This is a genomic window from Mycobacterium sp., assembly GCF_050701515.1.
Lineage (GTDB): Bacteria > Actinomycetota > Actinomycetes > Mycobacteriales > Mycobacteriaceae > Mycobacterium.
The window spans coordinates 1-2,195 of sequence record NZ_JBOGDB010000289.1; the positions used below are offsets into that span (position 1 = coordinate 1).

Here is a 2,195-nt window from a genome sequence, read left to right on the forward strand (position 1 = left end):
CCCTGGATCTCCCGGATGATTGGCGTCAACCACGACATGCCGCGGAAGTGCGACAGCGGATCCGGCTCCGGGGCGAAATGTGCCACCTCGTCAGGCAGGTAGAGCCGCGCGGAGCCCTCGCTGCCCATCGGCATGTACATGAACCCGATCAGTTCGGCGTCCTCGGCGACCGCCGGGTTGTCTGGCTCCAGCCGCGACCCCATCACGATCGACACCCAGTCCGGCCGCATCATGTGCAGCCGGTCGCCGCGGCGCAGCACGTAGGAGTTCCCGCCGATGTCGGCGTGCTGGATCATCCGTGCGAGCAGCTCCGCGGTCGTGCCGCTCGGCCACGGCCGCTCGAGCAGCCGCAGTGAGCTCATGCCGAACAGCTCGCCGGTCTTGTCCCGCCGGTACTTGAACGACGCCTGCGAGAACACGGCCTTGCGGATCTTCATTGCCCCGTACACCACGGGGTTCGCCGCGAACAGCGTCGCCGCGAACTGCGCGAACCCGAACGCCGGGTCCTCCCGGTCGCCGCGGATCGTCTGCTGCAACCCCATCCCGGACTGCGACACCAGCCCGATGAGCTCGGACAGCGACATCCGGAACTCGCCACCAGGCGCTGGCGGGTTGATGCGCCGGACCGCGCGTTCCCAGAGCCTCACGTCCGGCCCTTCCGGTCGGGCACGTCGAGCGCGAGCACACCGGCGAGGAGCAGGACGACCGCGGCCGCGAGCACCGCGGCGCGCGGCGAGTACAGGGCGATCCCGCCGACGAGCGCGAGCACGCCGAGCAGCAACAACAGCAGCGCCTGACGGTTCACCTGGCCGATTCCTTCCGAAGCCGCGTGACGAAGCAGGGCAGCAGCGCTGCCCAGGTCCGTTCGGCATCACGACGCTCATGCCAGCCCGGCAGAACAACCACGTCCGGATTGGTCCAGCCGCGCACCGACTGTGGCGTGCCGTAGATGACCCGACGAGCAGGCAGCCCGCGTGTCCAGGCGAAGTCCTCGGCGGCGTGCGATGTCGCGGCGAGAACGATCAGCCGAAGCCCCTCATCGCGAGCCCGGTCGACGGCGGGCCCGATCGGCCCACACTCGATGCCCTCCGGGCCGACCTTGACGGCCACCGGCTCATCGGCGGCCGCCGGAAGAACAATCGCCTGACGGTTCACCCGTTCACCCCCGGATCTTGTGGCGGCATCGGCTTCGGTGGCATCCGTTTCGGCGGATACGCCCACCCCAGGCGGATCAGGTCGTCGACGAGCCGTTCGTAGGGATCCCCGTCCTCGCCCTTCCACCACGAGTCCGGCGCGTTGACCTTGATCTGGTCGGCCAGCTCGCGGCGGTACTCCGGGTTGAGGTCAGCCACCGTCGCCCCGAAGGTCCGCCGCACGTTCCCGTGCCATGGCCGAGAAGACGCTCGGCGGCAGCCGAGGACCGTCGGCCGGCCAGCTGTCGATCGTGTCGGCGAAGCTGGCGAGCGCGGCGGCCGCAACGTGCCTCTCGACCAGTTCCACACTGGCGTCCGGCGCCACGAAGAGGACAGCGACATGCTCGCCCACGAGGTCACGGATATGAGCCGCCAGCTCGGGCACCTGCTCCGGCCCCACGCCGTCGGCACGCACTACCAGCACGTCACCCGGCTTCGGCTCCAGCTTGCGCACCTCGCCGACCACATCCACGCGCGCCTCGAGCTCGGCTATCCGCTGGCGTGCACCGTCCTCGTCGAACACGCCGCAGAGGTCGCACACGAGTTGGTCATCGGTGCGCGTGTGCGAGCTGAACTCACCGTGCCGCGAGATGCATTCACTCACCAAGCCACCGAAGCCTTTCCATCACCGCAGGAAGAACGCACCCGGATGCGCGTTCGGGTCCCAACACAACGTCGCCGCGAAGAACGGGCAAATGTCCGCAGTGGACGCCTCACGCGACCACACCATCCGGTCACCGGCCGCCTTCTGCGCCAACCCAGCGACCGCCTTCTCCATCGCCTGCCAGAACGGCCCGCGCCGAGCGAACGTCACCCTGCGGTCCGCGATGTCGTCGTAGATCCGCCCGCACTGCTTCGCCACCTCGGCCGGCTGCAGCGCCGCCACCTGCACGCCGCGTTCGCGCAGATCCTTCGCCATGTACGCGATCGGGCCGCCCTCGTCGACGACGACGACGCCCTCCCACTTCAACGCCAACTCGGCCGCCCGGTCGACCATCCACC

The 2,195-nt window shown here is 69.3% G+C and carries 6 protein-coding genes; all 6 read right to left on the reverse strand.

What is annotated here, in order from left to right:
* The coding region (locus ACRDU5_RS21445) for a phage portal family protein (RefSeq protein ID WP_526617004.1) at positions 1-647 on the reverse strand (647 nt) is incomplete at its 3' end.
* On the reverse strand, positions 644-805 hold the full coding sequence (locus tag ACRDU5_RS21450) for a hypothetical protein (protein WP_526617005.1): 162 nt from the start codon (positions 803-805) through the stop codon (positions 644-646). The genes ACRDU5_RS21445 and ACRDU5_RS21450, both read right to left, overlap by 4 nt.
* On the reverse strand, positions 802-1,155 hold the full coding sequence (locus ACRDU5_RS21455) for a hypothetical protein (RefSeq protein WP_526617006.1): 354 nt from the start codon (positions 1,153-1,155) through the stop codon (positions 802-804). Before ACRDU5_RS21455 ends, ACRDU5_RS21450 begins: the two co-directional genes overlap by 4 nt.
* Positions 1,152-1,352 carry a hypothetical protein gene (locus ACRDU5_RS21460; RefSeq protein WP_526617007.1) on the reverse strand — a complete coding sequence of 67 codons (201 nt, stop codon included), beginning with the start codon at positions 1,350-1,352 and terminating at the stop codon, positions 1,152-1,154. The genes ACRDU5_RS21455 and ACRDU5_RS21460 overlap by 4 nt, the downstream gene beginning before the upstream one ends.
* Positions 1,345-1,797, reverse strand: a complete 453-nt coding sequence (locus ACRDU5_RS21465; RefSeq protein WP_526617008.1) for a hypothetical protein — start codon at positions 1,795-1,797, stop codon at positions 1,345-1,347. The genes ACRDU5_RS21460 and ACRDU5_RS21465 overlap by 8 nt, the downstream gene beginning before the upstream one ends.
* A 21-nt stretch (positions 1,798-1,818) precedes the next feature.
* On the reverse strand, positions 1,819-2,195 hold a 377-nt coding region (locus ACRDU5_RS21470), incomplete at its 5' end, for a hypothetical protein (RefSeq protein ID WP_526617009.1).